Annotated in this window: 12 protein-coding genes; all 12 read left to right on the plus strand. The window is 63.3% G+C overall.

What is annotated here, in order from left to right; all coding sequences use genetic code 11:
- The first annotated feature begins 299 nt into the window (after window positions 1-299).
- The 12 genes from ACSSVH_RS15205 (at window position 300) to ACSSVH_RS15260 (ending at window position 15,737) form a co-directional block, all read left to right on the plus strand.
- Complete coding sequence (locus tag ACSSVH_RS15205; RefSeq protein WP_492633399.1) at window positions 300-1,730, plus strand: dermonecrotic toxin domain-containing protein; 1,431 nt, start codon at window positions 300-302, stop codon at window positions 1,728-1,730.
- A gap of 94 nt (window positions 1,731-1,824) precedes the next feature.
- Window positions 1,825-2,178 carry a hypothetical protein gene (locus tag ACSSVH_RS15210; protein WP_170041068.1) on the plus strand — a complete coding sequence of 118 codons (354 nt, stop codon included), beginning with the start codon at window positions 1,825-1,827 and terminating at the stop codon, window positions 2,176-2,178.
- A 245-nt stretch (window positions 2,179-2,423) separates the two neighbouring features.
- Window positions 2,424-3,383, plus strand: a complete 960-nt coding sequence (locus tag ACSSVH_RS15215) for an AAA family ATPase (RefSeq protein WP_003218556.1) — start codon at window positions 2,424-2,426, stop codon at window positions 3,381-3,383.
- 5 nt (window positions 3,384-3,388) lie between these two features.
- Entirely contained in the window at window positions 3,389-4,321 is a 933-nt protein-coding gene (locus ACSSVH_RS15220; protein ID WP_169955760.1) for a DUF58 domain-containing protein, read from the plus strand.
- Window positions 4,318-4,812 (plus strand): DUF4381 domain-containing protein, encoded by a 495-nt coding sequence (locus tag ACSSVH_RS15225; protein WP_169955761.1) that lies wholly within the window; start codon window positions 4,318-4,320, stop codon window positions 4,810-4,812. The genes ACSSVH_RS15220 and ACSSVH_RS15225 overlap by 4 nt, the downstream gene beginning before the upstream one ends.
- Entirely contained in the window at window positions 4,805-5,893 is a 1,089-nt protein-coding gene (locus ACSSVH_RS15230; RefSeq protein ID WP_169955762.1) for a vWA domain-containing protein, read from the plus strand. The genes ACSSVH_RS15225 and ACSSVH_RS15230 overlap by 8 nt, the downstream gene beginning before the upstream one ends.
- Window positions 5,890-7,626 (plus strand): VWA domain-containing protein, encoded by a 1,737-nt coding sequence (locus ACSSVH_RS15235; RefSeq protein WP_492633400.1) that lies wholly within the window; start codon window positions 5,890-5,892, stop codon window positions 7,624-7,626. The genes ACSSVH_RS15230 and ACSSVH_RS15235 overlap by 4 nt, the downstream gene beginning before the upstream one ends.
- Window positions 7,623-9,263, plus strand: coding sequence for a BatD family protein (locus ACSSVH_RS15240; RefSeq protein WP_492633401.1), 1,641 nt, complete (start codon window positions 7,623-7,625; stop codon window positions 9,261-9,263). The genes ACSSVH_RS15235 and ACSSVH_RS15240 overlap by 4 nt, the downstream gene beginning before the upstream one ends.
- A 483-nt stretch (window positions 9,264-9,746) precedes the next feature.
- Window positions 9,747-10,046, plus strand: a complete 300-nt coding sequence (locus ACSSVH_RS15245; RefSeq protein WP_170041060.1) for a DUF6124 family protein — start codon at window positions 9,747-9,749, stop codon at window positions 10,044-10,046.
- A 209-nt stretch (window positions 10,047-10,255) separates the two neighbouring features.
- A complete protein-coding gene (locus ACSSVH_RS15250; protein ID WP_169955765.1) occupies window positions 10,256-11,497 on the plus strand; it encodes an exonuclease SbcCD subunit D C-terminal domain-containing protein in 1,242 nt (413 codons plus the stop codon).
- Window positions 11,494-15,132 carry an AAA family ATPase gene (locus tag ACSSVH_RS15255; protein WP_432754317.1) on the plus strand — a complete coding sequence of 1,213 codons (3,639 nt, stop codon included), beginning with the start codon at window positions 11,494-11,496 and terminating at the stop codon, window positions 15,130-15,132. Before ACSSVH_RS15250 ends, ACSSVH_RS15255 begins: the two co-directional genes overlap by 4 nt.
- Window positions 15,129-15,737: a glutathione S-transferase gene (locus ACSSVH_RS15260; RefSeq protein WP_169955767.1), complete on the plus strand. Its 609-nt coding sequence runs from the start codon at window positions 15,129-15,131 to the stop codon at window positions 15,735-15,737. Before ACSSVH_RS15255 ends, ACSSVH_RS15260 begins: the two co-directional genes overlap by 4 nt.
- The last annotated feature ends 16 nt before the right edge of the window (window positions 15,738-15,753 follow it).

Consider the following 15,753-nt stretch of genomic DNA (forward strand, 5'->3'; position numbering starts at 1 on the left):
CAACCTGCCGCCCGGTAAAACTTCATACATCCGTAAAATCTAATTCCTAACTCCGCGCAGGAACCGTATTTCAATATTGAGTCACTTAGTTTGAGCAGGTATTTCCTTCGACAAAGGCTCTATTACCACTCAACGAGGCGCTATTGAACGTATATTCCCCCGCCCTCCGCACCCCGCTGCCAGGGCACCAGCCCCCTTGCATGCAGCCCCCTGCACCATCACGTCCGGGTAGTGCTGTCACTGCAGGGCAAGACCTTACGGCGGCCTGTTTCAAAGCGCCCGTAGCCACCAATAAGGCCGTGCAACAACTCATCACCGACTACACCTACCCCAAGACACCGGACGAAGTCACTTCGCTCCACGTCAGGCGCCAGATCAAGCAAACGTTCGGTAAAGATATTGACCCCGATAAAACTTACTTAGTGAGCATTCAATATGATCACCGCACTAACGCCCCACCTTATAGCGGGGTCATTGTTCAAAAAATATCACTGACCCAGGCAGCAAGGCTCAACCAGCAGGACGAACCTGAGTTCCACGGGGCGCTACGTTCAAAAGAAGACGGGCCCTTTGAAATAAGACAAAGCTCAACACATACCCACGACCCTGACGGCTTTGGCAGGTTCGCGCGCCCAAATGAATCGGGGTTCACCAGCCACTTTCAAGGTATTTACACTGAGCCGTCGCAAGCGACTGCCCATCTCTATGATGCAAGCAATAGAGTCGATATCAGCGCCACCGACTTCAAACAGATGGTATGGGATAACAGTTATAAGTCCCCCTATGACCAGTACCTGAACAGTTACTGGAACAGCAATTCCCGCCATGCCTATGCCCAAGCCTCCAGAGGCGCCTTCTTGCAGGCGTCGCACAGGTCCCTGAGCGAAAACGATCGACAGATCGCCATGGGTGCCGCAGGACTACCGGCCGACCAAAGTTACCAGTCCCTTAGTCACAATGACCTGATACAGCCCTACAAGGCTGATCCAAATCTGCAAACCAAATTCCTCACGTTCAAAGGTTTTAACATGCGCGCCTTTTACACTTTGGATAAGTCCACAGGCCGGGTCTTGTTGTACCTGCCTGGCCATGGGTCCATGTTGAAAGGCTTCGACTCCAAGAAACACATGAATAAGTGGCTGGCCGAACAATTGAAGGACCCGCAACAAGTCGACAGTTTCAAACTGTACTTCCGCCCCCAGGACCGTCCCGATGAATTCCTGTCCAAAGGCATTGATGCGCTCATAGACAACACCCGTAATTTGCTTAACAGTGACCTTCCTGTCGCTACGCAAGAAAAGCTCGGGTACTTTGACGAGGGCGGCCTATTCGATGGCCAGGTAGTCCAAGGGAACCCGTTTGAGGAACTGCAGCAACGCACCGAGCAAGACCTGAAAAACGCCACTCGCTTTCAATTCGTACTTAATCGCGACGTCACGGCAAAGACTGCCTTCAAGTATTTGAATTGGGCCAAATATGGGCTGCTGCTTTTAGCTCCACTAGGTATCGCTTTCCCACCGCTGGGCGCTGCACTGACAGTAGCGAGCGTCTCAGTGGGTGCAGCAGAGCTCGGCGTTGGCATTGACAGCTATATCAATAAGCGCCCCGAGGCAGACAAGCTCATCAGCGAAGGCACGGCGAAAACCTTTGTCCCGCTGTTTACCAGTGGCCTGGGCAATGCCTTTAAACCGATCAGCAGCACAATCAGCGCCTGGGCCTTCAATCCCTGATGCCCGTTTGACACAAAAGCCGACACAAAGCCCGAGGTAATGGCAGAATTACAGCCTGCCGGCCTTGTCGCCGCCTTTCCACACAGGACTCCACATGCAACTGACCACCGCCCACCTGCTCGCCACCCCTTGCGATGACGAAGAAGACAACATGGCCATGCTGTGCTGCCACGGCACTCAGGGCGAGATGTTCATGCTGTCCCGTTATCCGGATGAGGACGAGGTGGAGCTGACCTGGGACTACGAGCCTTCGACCCTGGATGGCTTGAAGATCACCTTGAGCGCGACCACCCTGCTGGTGGAGATCGGAGCGGCAGACAAGGATGCGCTGGGCGGCAGTGATCACCTGCAGATCAACCACGCCACCGCCGAGTCGGACCTGGCCGAGGTAGAAGAAACCTTGCAGAACATTCTCAAGGGCACTGGCACCTACATCCGCACGCTTTGACTGGCGGCGGCTAAATCGCCATCGCAGCGATGGGGCGACCTGACAAGCCCGCTCCCACCTGTGGGAGCCGGGCTTGCCCGCGATGGTGCCCTCATCAACGCCAAAAACCTCAGGCCTTTGCTGTAAGCCGCAAAAAATACCCCTCGGTTCGTTAGTCGCCAGCCCCTCCAATGCATTAAAGTAAGCGCCCCAGGCCTTGGCGTTTTTCACAATCCCCAGGCTCATCTTTCCAGGAACCGTCATCGATGGAACATCGTGAAGCGCTGCTCGCGCTGCGAACCTTTCTTTCTACGCAGATTCTCGGCCAGGAAAAACTCATCGAGCGCTTGCTCATTGCCCTGCTCGCCGACGGCCATATGCTGGTAGAAGGCGCTCCCGGCCTGGCCAAGACCAAGGCCATCAAGGAGCTTGCCGAAGGGATCGAAGCACAGTTCCATCGTATCCAGTTCACCCCCGACCTGTTGCCCGCCGATATCACCGGCACCGAGATCTATCGCCCGGAAACCGGCAGCTTCGTGTTCCAGCAAGGGCCGATCTTCCACAACCTGGTGCTGGCGGACGAAATCAACCGCGCCCCGGCCAAGGTGCAGTCGGCGCTGCTTGAAGCCATGGCCGAGCGCCAGGTCAGTGTCGGGCGCAGTACCTACGAGCTGTCGCCGCTGTTCTTGGTGATGGCCACGCAAAACCCCATCGAGCAGGAAGGCACCTATCCCCTGCCCGAAGCCCAGCTCGATCGCTTCCTGATGCACGTCAAGATCGGCTTCCCCGATGCCGCCGTGGAGCGGCGCATCCTGCAACAGGCCCGTGGCGAAGCGCTCAACGGCGAGACCAAGCCCGAACGGCGGGTCAGCCAGCAGGCGATCTTCGCCGCGCGCAAGGAAATCCTCGGCCTGTACATGGCCGATGCCGTGGAGGAATACCTGGTGCAACTGGTCATGGCCACGCGCACACCAGCCAAGTTCGACCCGGAAATGGCCGAGTGGATTGCCTACGGCGCCAGCCCCCGGGGCTCGATCGCCCTCGACCGCTGCGCCCGCGCCCACGCCTGGCTGGCCGGGCGCGACTTTGTCAGCCCGGAAGATATCCAGGCGGTGCTGTTCGACGTGCTGCGCCACCGCATCATCCTGTCCTTTGAAGCCGAAGCGGCCGGCATCGACCAGGACCGCGTGGTGCAACGCATTCTCGACGTCGTTGCCGTCGCTTGATCCCCATGAACGCCGGCGATGGAATCCGTGTTTCCCTCAGCGAATTGATCGAGATGCGGCATCGCGTGCGGGAGGTGCAACTGTTTTCCACGCCGAGCCAACGCAGCCCGCTGATCGGCCTGCACCATTCCAAATTGCGCGGGCGCGGCGTCGACTTCGACCAGGTGCGGGTGTACCAGGCCGGCGACGATGTGCGCACCATCGACTGGCGCGTCACCGCCCGCACCCAGGAGCCGCACACCAAGCTGTTCCATGAAGAGCGGGAGCGGCCGATCTTTATCATGGTCGAGCAAAGCTGCCGGCTATTTTTCGGCTCCGGGCTGATGTTCAAGTCAGTCCTCGCCGCCCAGGCCGCGAGCCTGATCGGCTGGGCCGCGCTGGGGCACAACGACCGGGTCGGCGGCCTGGTGTTCGGGGATAACGAGCACTACGAGATCAAGCCCCGGCGCAGCAAACAAAGCCTGCTGCAACTGCTCAACCGCCTGGTGCGGGTCAATCAGAGCCTCAACACCGAGAGCCGCCCCGAAGCCGATGCCCTGGGCATGGCCCTGCGCCGTGGCCGCGAGGTACTGCGCCCCGGCAGCCTGGTTATCGTGATCTGCGATGAACGCGCCCTGACCGAAGGCGCCGAGCAGCAACTGAGCCTGCTGTCGCGCCATTGCGACCTGCTGCTGCTGCCGGTCTCAGACCCGCTGGACCACGCCCTCCCCGCCGCCGGCCTGCTGCGTTTTGCCGAGCGCGGCGCACAACTGGAAATCGACACCTTGAACTTCGAGCTGCGCCAGGCCTACAAGGCCCAGGCCGAAGCACGCATCGCCCGTTGGGAACTGCTCGCGCAGAAGCTGCGGGTGCTGCTGATGCCATTGAGTACCCAGAGCGAAATGGTCGAGCAGCTACGTGAATACCTCAACCCGCAGCGCCCGGTGAAAAAGCCATGAGCAGCCTGGACTCGTTGCAACCGCTGATCGCCCCGCCGGCCATTGGTTTCTGGCCACCGGCGCCGGGCTGGTGGCTGTTGCTGGTGCTGATCCCCCTGGCGGGCTGGGGCGTGTGGTGGCTGCGGCGCTTTCTGCCCGGCAAACGCCCGCTGGCCCGGGCCGAGCAACCGCTGGACCCTCTGCGTATCGCCGCCCTCGCGGAGCTGGCGCTGATGCCCAAACCCTACGATGGCGCACCGGCCGGCGCCTGGCTGCAGCAGCTCAATGGCCTGCTCAAACGCCTGTGCCGCAACGACTACCCCTACAGCCAGAGCCACACCCTCAACGGGCGCAAATGGCTGGCCTTTCTTGACAACCGCTGCCCGGCGGCCGGCCTGACGCGCTGGATGGTCCTGGTGGAAGGCGCCTACAAACCCGAATGCAAGCTCGACGACAAGGCCATCGCCGGCCTCACGCAAGCGGTCGACACCTGGATTCGCAAACATGTTTGAGTTCGCCTGGCCGTGGGTCTTTGCCCTGTTGCCCTTGCCGTGGGTGATGCGCCTGATCCTGCCAGTGGCCGACAGCGGCGAGCCGGCGTTGAAGGTCAGTTTCCTGGGCGACCTCGAAGGCCTGGCCCGGCGCCGTGCGCGCATCAATCTGCCGGGTTGGCGCCAACAAGCGCCGTTCGTGGTGCTGTGGCTGTTGTTGCTGACCGCCGCCGCACGCCCGGAATGGCTCGGCGAGCCGCTGCCGATTGCCGCCAGCGGCCGCGACCTGCTGGTGGCGGTGGATGTGTCGGGCTCCATGGACTTCCCCGATATGCAATGGCAGGACGAAGACGTCAGCCGCCTGAGCCTGGTCAAGCACCTGCTGGGGGACTTTCTCGAAAGCCGCGAAGGCGATCGCGTGGGCCTGATCCTGTTTGGCAGCCAGGCCTACCTGCAAGCGCCGCTGACCTTCGACCGGCGTACCGTGCGCACCTGGCTGGATGAGGCGCGCATCGGCATTGCCGGAAAAAATACCGCGATTGGCGACGCCATCGGCCTGGCCCTCAAGCGCCTGCGGCAACGCCCGGCACAAAGCCGGGTGTTGATCCTGGTCACCGACGGCGCCAACAACGGCGGCGAAATCGACCCACTGACCGCCGCCCGCCTGGCCGCCGAAGAAGGCGTGAAGATCTACCCCATCGGCATTGGCGCCAACCCCGAACAGACCGGGACCCTGGGCATGCTCGGCCTCAATCCCAGCCTGGATCTGGACGAGCCGGCGCTCAAGGCCATCGCCGCGGCGACCGGCGGGCAATATTTCCGCGCCCATGACGGTGCCGAGCTGCAAGCGATCAAGCAAACCCTCGACCAGTTGGAGCCGGTGGCGCAACAGCCGACCCAGGCCCGCCCGGCCCAGGCGTTGTATAGCGGGCCCCTGGCGCTGGCGCTGTTTCTCAGCCTGCTGTTGGTGATCCAGGAACGCTGGCCGGATAACGCCTTGCAACGGCTGCTCAATAAACTCTCGACCAAGGGCCATTTCCTGCAACAGCACCCACAATGGCGCCAACGCCTTCAACGCCTGCGTTTGCGGAGGCGTCGATGATCGCTTTATGGCCGCACTGGTTCCGTCCCTGGTGGTTGTTGCTACTGCCCGTGCTCGGCTGGTTGCTGTGGCAACTGTGGCATCGGCAAAAACGCGCTGGGCGCTGGCAGATGATCCTGCCGCCGGCCTTCCACGCGGCCCTGCTCAGTGGCGGCAATGGCCGGGAGAGCAAATCGCCGTGGCTGCTGCTGGGCCTGGCCTGGCTGATGGCCCTGCTGGCCTTGCTCGGCCCAGGCTGGCAACGGGTCGAGCAGATCAGCCAGAAACCCGCCGACCCGCTGGTGGTGTTGCTGGAACTGACCCCCGAGATGCTCGCCACCGACAGCCCGCCCAACCGCCTGGAGCAGGCACGGCGCAAGCTGGTGGACCTGCTGCAGGCGCGCAGTGACGCGCAGACCGCCATCGTCGTGTATGCCGGTAGCGCCCACACACTGGTGCCGCTGTCCGACGACCTGGCCACCAGCCGCAACCTTCTGGAAGCCCTGCGCCCGTCGATCATGCCCGAGGCCGGCCATCGCGCTGACCTCGCGGTGGAAAAAGCCCTGGGCCTGCTCAAGCACGGCGGCCTGGGCCAGGGTCGCCTGTTGTTGATTGGCTCGTCGCTGTCCAAGCAGGAGCGCCAGGGCATTCGCCTGCTGCTGCAAGGGCAGGCACCGAGCCTGTCGATCCTGGGCATTGGCAGCCGTGAAGGCACGCCGGTGACTCAGGAAAGCGGCGAGTTCCTCAAGGACGAACAAGGCGCGATCCTCATCCCGCGCCTGGACAGCCCGACGCTCAAGGCCTTCGCCAGTGAAATGGGCGGCCGCTATCGTCAGGCCCGCCTGGACGACAAAGACCTGCGCAGCCTGGGCCTGCTGGACGGCCCGCAAAACCTGCGCGACGACGGCCAGCGCCTGCAACTGGATACCTGGGCCGACCAGGGTTACTGGTTTTTGCTGCCCCTGCTGCTGCTCGCCGCCTGCGCCGGGCGCCGTGGCTGGCTGTTCTGCCTGCCGCTGCTACTGCTGGCGGCGCCGCAACCAAGCTATGCGTTCAGCTTTGATGACCTGTGGCTGCGCCCCGACCAACAAGGCCAGTACCTGCTCAAGCACAAACGCCCGGCCGAAGCCGCCGAACACTTTGAGAACCCACAATGGCAAGGTGTGGCCCTGTATGAAGCGGGCAACTACGCCGAGGCGGCCCGGCGCTTTGCCGAGGGCAGTGACGCCTACTCCCACTACAATCGAGGCAACGCCCTGGCCCGCGCCGGCGAGCTGGAAGCCGCGATAGACGCCTATGAACAGGCCCTGGAAGCCCAGCCCGACCTGCAGCCGGCCCTGAAAAACAAAGCCCTGGTGGAACGCCTGCTCCTTGAAGAACCGGAGCCCGAGCCGCCAGCACCCGAAAAAAACGAGGATGACGAATCCCCCCAACCCGGCCAAACTGCGCAACCAGGCGACAACAGCCAGCAAACCAACGGCGGCGAGCAATCGCCCCAGGGCGCAGGCCAGGCGGGCACCGGCGAGACACAAACCGGCACCCCGCCCACCGCGGGCAACAACGAAGTACCCGGCAGCGAACTGGGCGACGAACAGACCACCACGCCCCCCTTGCGCCCGGCCGATGCCAACCTCGACGAGGAGCACCGCCAGGCCCTGGAACAATGGCTGCGACAGATCCCGGACAACCCCGGAGAGTTGTTGCGACGCAAATTCTGGTACGAACAGCAACAACATCAGGACAAGACTCGATGAGCCGCTGCACCCCATTTGTCTTATCGCTAGCGCTGTGGGCCGGTCACGCCCAGGCGGCCGACCTGGCCGCCAGTATCGACCGCAGCCGCGTCAATTCCGGGGAAACGGTGGAGCTGACAATCGAGTCCGATGACGTTACCCAGTTCGGCAAGCCGGACCTGTCGCCCCTCGACCCGCTGTTCGACGTACGCGGCACCCGCCAGATCAACCAGCTCACCACCCTCGACGGCAGCAACCACGCCACCACCCGCTGGATCATCACCTTGCAGCCCAAGACCACCGGCACTGTGGTGATCCCAGCGCTGCAACTGGGCGAATTCAAGACCCAGCCGATCAGCCTGCAAGTGGACGAAACCCTCGGCCAGGACAGCGACAACCAGCTCGAACCAGTATTCATCGAAGCCAACCTCGATGAGGACAGCGTATATGTGCAGGCCCAGGCCCTGCTGACCGTGCGTATCTACCATTCGGTGGCGCTGTATGACGACAGCGTCCTTACGCCCTTGCAGTTGTCTGACGCGCGCGTCGAGCCAGTGGGTGATTCGCGCACCTATGAAAAAGTCATCAACGGCGTGCGCCATGGCGTGATCGAAATGCGTTATGGGATCTACCCGCAGCACAGCGGGCAACTGCTGATCCCCGCGCAAATGTTCAGCGCCACCATGGTCGAACCACGCCCGGCCCAGGGCACCGCGCCCCAGGCGCCCAGGCCCGGCAAGCTGTTGCATGTCAATTCCACCGAGATCCCCCTCACGGTCAAGCCCAAGCCTGCGCTCTATCCAGCGGACGCCCCCTGGCTGCCGGCGCGCAGCCTGAGCCTGGGCGAAAGCTGGAACCCGGAACCTACAAACGTGCAGGTCGGCGACTCCCTGACCCGCATCCTTACCCTCAAGGCCGAAGGCCTGGCCAGCGCCCAGTTGCCCGCGCTGCCCAGCACCGAAATCGCCGGCCTGCGGCGCTACCCCGACCAGCCGGTGCTGAGCAACCAGAACAGCGAGCGCGGGGTGATCGGCAGCCGTGAAGACCGCGAAGCCCTGGTACCCAACCGCGCCGGCGCCCTGGAATTGCCCGCCGTGGAAGTGGTGTGGTGGAACACCCACGAAGACCACCTGGAGCGCACCAGCCTGCCGGCCCGCACCCTGCAGGTGGCGGTCAACCCGAGCCTGGTGGTCGACACCCCGGCCACCCCCACCGTGATCACCGCACCGGACGATGGCCGCCTGTGGATCTGGCAGCTCACCAGCCTGTTCCTCGCCTGCACCACCCTGCTCGGCTTCGGCCTGTGGTGGCGCGCCCGCTCGCGCCCGGCGATCCAACGCGCCGCCCAGACCGGGCCCAGCCCCCGCACCTTGCTCGACGACCTGCGGCGTGCGAGCCAGGCCAACGACCCCCAGGCCACGCGCCAGGCGCTGGACGCCTGGGCACGCCAGCAACCGGAAACCCTGGCAGAGATGGCGGCGCGGTTTGTGCCGCTGTCCGATGCCCTGGATGGGTTGAACGGCGCGCTCTACAGCGAAAGCGGCCAGTATTGGCAGGGCGAAGAGTTGTGGCGGGCAGTCAAGGCCATTCCCATGGCCGAACGCGAACAGGCCCCGGTGGCCGACAGCACCAGCTTGCCGCCGCTGTATCCCAAGTAACCGCCCACGCTGTACCGACGGTGAACTCAGCTGTAGGAGCTGGCTCGCCTGCGATGGCGGTGTATTAGTCGATAAATGTGTTGGCTGACCCAGCGCCATCGCAGGCAAGCCAGCTCCCACAGGGGAATGCAGCTTCGCGCTCTGGCGTTGGAGGGCTCGTCACAGATTGTTAAAGGCCAGCAATCCATATCCCTTTAATTTGCAGGACGTTCCCTAGACAATCCTTCGGTCTTGCGCCTGCACAGTCCACTGGCTAGCCTTCGCTCCTTCGCTGAGCATCAGCGATCGGGTGTGAGAACCTGCCAACCAGTAGGCGCCAAGCGCCACTACCGTCATTACCATGTTCTATGGCGGCTGTGTGCGGGCAGACTTCGGTCTGGCCGGAGTCCTACTGTCCGGTATTCTCACCCTGCACATAGCTGCCACCTTTTTGTCGAGTGAGACCGACATCGGGATGGCTCCCTTTTCAGTAGGAGCTTATGCATGAACAAAATCGTCCCCGACCCACCCCGCTTCACCCCCGACCGCGAAATATTTGACCGCGCCCTGAGCCACTACCTACAACCCGCCTCGCCCCCTTCCTTCACCGTGCATCAAGACCTCAGTTTTGAAGACGCCCTTGCCCAAATCAGCGACCTGCTGCGCTGCGCAGCCGCCACCGCAGCCGGCACCACCCAAGGGCTGACCGGCAATCAACGGCACATGGCAGGCGCCACCGAGCATTTGATAGACAAGGCGAAAATCCTGGCCGACCGTGCGCTCGACTGCCTCAAACCCCATTGACCTTCCACACGCAGCCTGCGTGGATGCGAAGGCCATGCGTTAGAGATGGCGGTGTATCAGCCGATAAATGTCTTGGCTGACCCATCGCCATCGCCGGCAAGCCAGCTCCTACAAAGGATGCAGCTTCGCGCTCGGTTCTTGATCTTGGGCGCCTCGTTACCATTACAGGTAAACTCCGCTCCTTTACCTATTCCCCCACGGAGTTCGCCTTGCGTCTGTTTCACACCTCCGACTGGCACCTGGGCCAAAACCTCCACGGCCAGGAACGCGACTTCGAGCACGCTTGTTTCCTCGACTGGCTGCTGGGCCAGATCAAGCTGCACGGCCCCGATGTGCTGCTGATCGCTGGCGATATCTTCGATACGGTCAACCCGCCCCTCAAGGCCCAGGAGCGTCTGTATGACTTCATCATCAACGCCCATGAACAGAACCCCGACCTGACCGTTGTGATGATCGCCGGCAACCACGACTCCGGCTCGCGCATTGAGCTGCCGGCGCCATTGATGCGGCGTTTGCGTACCCATGCCCTGGGCCGGGTGCTGTGGCTGGATGACGGGCAACTGGATGTGGAGCGCTTGCTGATTGCCCTGCCGGACAAAACCGGCGCCGTGGCCGGCTGGTGCCTGGCGCTGCCGTTCCTGCGCCCGGCCGAAGTCACCGGTGCGCTGTTGGGCGACGATTACCTCAAGGGCATCGGCCAGGTGCATGAGCGCCTGATCGCCGCAGCCAACGCCAAGCGCCAACCGGGCCAGGCGCTGGTTGCCATCAGCCACGCACATATGGCCGGTGGCTCGGTGTCGGAAGACTCCGAGCGCAGCCTGATCATCGGCAATGCCGAAGCGCTGCCGGCCAGTCTGTTCGATGCCAGTGTCAGCTATGTCGCCCTCGGCCACTTGCACAAGCCCCAGCGGGTCAATGGCGAGGAACGCATCCGTTATTGCGGCTCGCCGATCCCGCTGTCATTTTCCGAAATCGGCTATCAACACCAGATCCTCGACGTGCAACTGGACGGTGCAACCCTGGTCAGCGTCGAACCGCGCCTGATCCCCCGCGCCGTGCATCTGCAACGCCTGGACGCCGCGCCCCTGGCCGAGATCCTCAAGCAACTGGCGCAGTTGCCCGACGTCGATCTGCTGGCCGACACCCAGCGCCAGCCCTGGCTGGAGGTGCGCGTGCGCCTCGACGAACCCCAGCCTGACCTGCGCCAGCAAGTGGAAAACGCCCTGCTGGGCAAGGCCGTGCGCCTGGTGCGCATCGCCGCCGAGTACGCCGGCAGCGGCGCGCGTCAGGACCAAGGCGATGAGCCGTTGATCGAACTCGACCAGCTCACGCCCCAGGAATTGTTCAGCCGCGCCTGGCAGGAAAGCTATGGCAGTGACGTGGACGAACAGACCCTCAAGGATTTCGCCGTGTTGCTCCAGGACGTGCAACACGAGGAGCAACAGCCATGAAGATCCTCGCCATCCGCCTGAAAAATCTCGCGTCCCTGGCCGGGCCGTTCGAAATCGACTTTACCGCCGAGCCCCTGGCCAGCGCCGGGTTGTTTGCGATCACCGGGCCCACCGGCGCCGGCAAAAGTACCTTGCTCGATGCCTTGTGCCTGGCGCTGTTTGGCGCCGTGCCACGCCTGGGCGACACCGGCCAGGCAAAAATGCCCGATGCCGATACCGATATCTCCATCGGCGACCCGCGCACCCTGATCCGCCGCGGTACCGGCGGCGGGTATGCCGAAGTGGACTTTGTCGGCGTCAGCGGCCGGCGCTACCGCGCGCGCTGGGAGGCCAATCGCGCCCGCGACAAGGCCAGCGGCAAGCTGCAGAACAGCCGGCAAAGCCTGATCGACCTGGACAGCGAGCAACTGCTGGCCAGCCAGAAGACCGAATACAAGACGCAACTGGAGCTGGCCCTGGGCTTGAACTTTGAACAGTTCACCCGTGCGGTGCTGCTGGCGCAAAGTGAGTTCAGCGCCTTTCTCAAGGCCAACGATAACGAGCGCAGCGAGCTGCTGGAAAAGCTCACCGACACCGCGCTCTACACCCAGTTGGGCCAGCGCGCGTTCATCAAGGCGCGGGAGGCCAAGGAAGCCCACAAGCTGCTGCAAGACCAGGCCACTGGCGTCACGCCGTTGCCAGCCGAGGCCCGCGCCGAGCTGGATCAACAATTGAGCGCGGCCCAGCAGCAACTCAAGACCCAGCAGGCCCAGCTCAAGCAACTGGAACTGCAACACACCTGGCTCAAGGAACTGCGCGAGTGGCAGGAGCGCCAACACAGTGCGGCCGAGCAATTGCAACAGGCCGAGCAGGCATGGCACACCCAGGGCCCGCAACGCCTGGACTTGAGCCGCCTGGAGCAACTGGCGCCGCAGCGTCATCATTTTGCGCGGCATAGCGAACTGAACGGCCAATTGGAGCCCCTGGCCGCGCAGATCCGCCAGCACCTTGAGCAACAAACCGCCCTGCACGCACGCCAGGAGCAACTGCAACAGCAGCAAGCCAGCGCACACAGCGCCTTGGCCGCCGCCTTGCAACAGCAGACCGAAGCCGTGCCGTTGCTGCGCCAGGCCTTCGAGGAACAAAGCAGCCTCGCCCGCCTGACCCGCGAGCTGGCCCAAAGCAGTGAACAGCAAAAACTGGGGCAAGCCGCCTGCACCGAAGGCCAAGCCGCGCTCGACACGTTGCACACCCAGCAGCAACAGGTTGCCAGCCGCCTGCAACAACTGGCGGCGCAACTGGAACGCAGCGCCACCCTCGCGCCCTTGAGCGACGCCTGGAACGCCTACCGCGACCGTCTGCAACAACTGATGCTGATCGGCAATCGCCTGAACAAGGGCCAGGCCGAACTGCCGCAACTGGAAGAACGCGCCAACCGCGCCAGCGAGCAATGGACCCAGCAACGCACGGCCCTGGAGTTGCTGTATCAGGAAGCCGGGGCCGAGCCCCATGCGGTGGCCGAACAGATCCAGTTGCTCGACAGCCTGCTCAAGGACAATCGCAAGCAGCAACGGGCCTTCGAAGACCTGACGCGGCTGTGGGACAGCCAGCAGCAATTGGACCAGCAGCAACAGGAGCTGGCCCAAAGACAGGCCAGTGCCCAGCAACAGCGCGAGCAACTGAACCAGACCGGCCTGCAAGCCAAGGCCGAGCTGACAGTGGCCGAGCAGACCCTGAGCGTGACCAAGCAGTTACTGGAACGCCAGCGGCTGGCACGCAGCGCCAGTGTCGAGGAGCTGCGCGGGCAATTGCAGGATGAGCAACCCTGCCCGGTGTGCGGCAGCGTCGAGCATCCGTATCACCAGCCCGAAGCCCTGTTGCACAGCCTCACGCGCCATGATGAAAGCGAAGAAGCCAATGCGCAGAAAGCGGTCGACACCCTCAAGGAAACGCTCACCGAACTGCGCGCTGCAGTCGGCGGCTTGATCGCCCAGCAAAAAGAATTCCTGCAGCAGCAAGAGCAATTGGCGACCCAGCTCCAGGGCCTGGCGCCGAGCCTCGAGGCCCACCCGCTGAGCGCCGCGCTGTTCAACCAGGACAGCGGCAAACGCAGCGCCTGGCTGGCGCAGCAGTTGGGCCAGCTCAGCCAGAGCATCACCCAGGACGAACAGCGCCAGGGCGCCCTGCTCAACCTGCAACAAAATGCCGGGCGCCTGCAGCAACAGCTGCAAGCCGCCCAGGATGCCAGCCAGCAAGCCCGCCAGCAGTTGATCGACCAGCAACGGGAACTGGCCAGCGACCGCGAGCGCCTGGACGAAGAGCTCAATGCTTTCGCCAGCCTGCTCCCGGCCGAGACCCTCGAAGGCCTGCGCACGCAGCCGGCGGCGACGTTCATGCTGCTGGACCAGCAGATCAGCCAGCGCCTGGAGCAGCTTGGCTACCAGAAGGATGAACTGGCCGAGCAGCAACAGCGCCAGCAAGCCATCGAAAAAGAACAGGACCGCCAGCAGCATCGCCAGCAACAATTGGCCGTGCAGCACCAGCAGTTGGCCGAGTTGACCCAGCAACAGCAGGCCACCCAGGAAAAACTCAGCGCCCTGCTGGGCACACATGCCAGCGCCGAGCACTGGCAGCAGCAGCTCGAACAGGCCGTGGAACAGGCCCGTCACAGCGAGACCCAGGCCAATCAACAGTTGCAGGACACCCGCAGCGAACTGATCCAACTGGCCGCCGACCTCAAGGCCCGCCAGGAGCGCCAGCAAGCCCTGGACAGCGAACTCCAGGCGTTGCACAGCCGTATCAGCGAGTGGCGCGCCCAGCATCCGCAGCTCGACGACGCAGGCCTGGCACATCTGCTGGCCTTCGACGAGGCTGGGGTCAGCGAACTGCGCCAGCAGGTACAGCACAGCGAAAAAGCCATCGAACAGGCCAAGGTCCTGCTGCAAGAACGCGAGCAACGCCTCAAGGACCACCAGGCCCTGCACAACGGCAACCTTGACGCCGAACAGCTGGACAGCGCCCTGGCCGAGCTGAACCAGCAACTGCTTGGCGGCGAAAAACACTGCGCCGAACTGCGCGCGCAACAAGCCGAAGACCAGCGGCGCCAGGACGCCAACCAGAGCCTGGCGCTCACCACCGCCAAGGCCTATGAGGAGTGGCAGCGCTGGGCGCGGCTCGATGCGCTGATCGGCTCGGCCACCGGCGACAAGTTCCGCAAGTTCGCCCAGGCCTACAACCTCGACCTGCTGGTACACCACGCCAACGTGCAATTGCGCCAACTGGTGCGCCGCTACCGCCTCAAGCGCGGCGGCAGCATGCTGGGCCTGCTGGTACTGGACACGGAAATGGGCGATGAACTGCGCTCGGTGCATTCGCTGTCCGGCGGCGAGACGTTCCTTGTCTCCCTGGCACTGGCCCTGGGGCTGGCGTCGATGGCCTCCAGCACGCTGAAGATCGAGTCGTTGTTTATCGATGAAGGCTTCGGCAGCCTGGACCCCGAATCCCTGCAATTGGCCATGGACGCCCTCGACGGCTTGCAGGCCCAGGGGCGCAAGGTGGCGGTGATTTCCCACGTACAGGAAATGCACGAGCGAATTCCGGTGCAGATCCAGGTCAAGCGCCAGGGCAATGGGTTGAGCACCCTGGAGGTGAAATGAGCGAAGGGGTGTTGTATTCGTTTCGCCGCTGCCCCTACGCCATGCGCGCGCGGATGGCCTTGCGCTATTGCGCGGTGGCGGTGCAGGTGGTCGAAGTCAGCCTCAAGGCCAAGCCGGCGCAGATGCTGGCCCTGTCACCCAAGGGCACGGTGCCGGTGTTGAGTGTGGGCGGCCAGGTGCTCGACGAGAGCCTGGCGATCATGGGCTGGGCATTGGCGCAGCATGATCCCGAAGATTGGCTGCTCAAGGAGGATCCGGCGGCGCAGGGGCTGATGGCAGCGTTGATTGCCGAGAATGACCAGGCCTTCAAGGAACATTTGAATCGCTACAAATACGCCGAGCGCTACCCGGAGCAGCCGATGGAACACTATCGGGCCGAGGGCGAGGTGTTTTTGCGCAAGCTTGAAGGATTGCTGACGCAGCGCGACTACCTGCTGGCCGATCACCTGAGCCTGGCGGATGTGGCACTGGCGCCGTTTGTGCGCCAGTTTGCCCATGTGGACCGGGAGTGGTTTGCAACGACGCCTTATGTGCACTTGCAGCAGTGGCTGGAGCGGTTTTTGGCGTCGCCGCTGTTTGTCCAATCCATGGCCAAAAACCCGTAGCCACGGTGCAGCCTTG

This window comes from Pseudomonas sp. HC1(2025), assembly GCF_058742075.1.

What these genes read in the sequence shown, in the direction of transcription:
- ACSSVH_RS15225 (WP_169955761.1), top strand. Translation starts at nt 4,318, where the DNA reads ATGAGCAGCCTGGACTCGTTGCAACCGCTGATCGCCCCGCCGGCCATT.
- ACSSVH_RS15220 (WP_169955760.1), top strand. Translation starts at nt 3,389, where the DNA reads ATGAACGCCGGCGATGGAATCCGTGTTTCCCTCAGCGAATTGATCGAG.
- ACSSVH_RS15210 (WP_170041068.1), top strand. Translation starts at nt 1,825, where the DNA reads ATGCAACTGACCACCGCCCACCTGCTCGCCACCCCTTGCGATGACGAA.
- ACSSVH_RS15215 (WP_003218556.1), top strand. Translation starts at nt 2,424, where the DNA reads ATGGAACATCGTGAAGCGCTGCTCGCGCTGCGAACCTTTCTTTCTACG.
- ACSSVH_RS15235 (WP_492633400.1), top strand. Translation starts at nt 5,890, where the DNA reads ATGATCGCTTTATGGCCGCACTGGTTCCGTCCCTGGTGGTTGTTGCTA.
- ACSSVH_RS15260 (WP_169955767.1), top strand. Translation starts at nt 15,129, where the DNA reads ATGAGCGAAGGGGTGTTGTATTCGTTTCGCCGCTGCCCCTACGCCATG.
- ACSSVH_RS15255 (WP_432754317.1), top strand. Translation starts at nt 11,494, where the DNA reads ATGAAGATCCTCGCCATCCGCCTGAAAAATCTCGCGTCCCTGGCCGGG.
- ACSSVH_RS15245 (WP_170041060.1), top strand. Translation starts at nt 9,747, where the DNA reads ATGAACAAAATCGTCCCCGACCCACCCCGCTTCACCCCCGACCGCGAA.
- ACSSVH_RS15230 (WP_169955762.1), top strand. Translation starts at nt 4,805, where the DNA reads ATGTTTGAGTTCGCCTGGCCGTGGGTCTTTGCCCTGTTGCCCTTGCCG.
- ACSSVH_RS15240 (WP_492633401.1), top strand. Translation starts at nt 7,623, where the DNA reads ATGAGCCGCTGCACCCCATTTGTCTTATCGCTAGCGCTGTGGGCCGGT.